The 357-nt window shown below is 46.8% G+C and carries 1 pseudogene; it reads right to left on the bottom strand.

Going from position 1 to position 357, the window contains the following annotated elements:
• A pseudogene (locus tag B3Z75_RS07645) lies at positions 1 to 246 on the bottom strand (glycosyl hydrolase); the annotation flags it as partial.
• Positions 247 to 357 lie beyond the last annotated feature (111 nt).

Here is a 357-nt window from a genome sequence, read left to right as displayed (position 1 = left end):
GGGTTGAAAATCATCGGACATTACCGGGCCGGTGATCGACCAGTTGGCGGAGAACTGGGTCATCTGGCCGATTTTCTCTTCGAGCGTCATCAGTTTCAGTACGGAATCCACCCGCCTTTCTATCTGCTTGTTTCGGCTATAACTCTGCCACTTGCCTGACTTCTGAATGTTGCCTGAGGGTGATCCGCAGGATACAAGCGCAAATACTGCCAGCAAACATGCAGTGGGAATTAAAATTTTCTTCATATCTTTTGTCTTTTGTCTTTTGTCTTGCATCTTTTATCTCTCTTCAACCGTGAATCCCAGTTTTTTCAATCCCTCCTGAATCTCCGGGGCCCCCATAAATAGTTTCCACAG

It is taken from the genome of Proteiniphilum sp. UBA1028 (genome assembly GCF_002316955.1).
Classification (GTDB): Bacteria; Bacteroidota; Bacteroidia; order Bacteroidales; family Dysgonomonadaceae; genus Proteiniphilum.
This window is presented reverse-complemented; position numbering and strand designations above follow the sequence as displayed.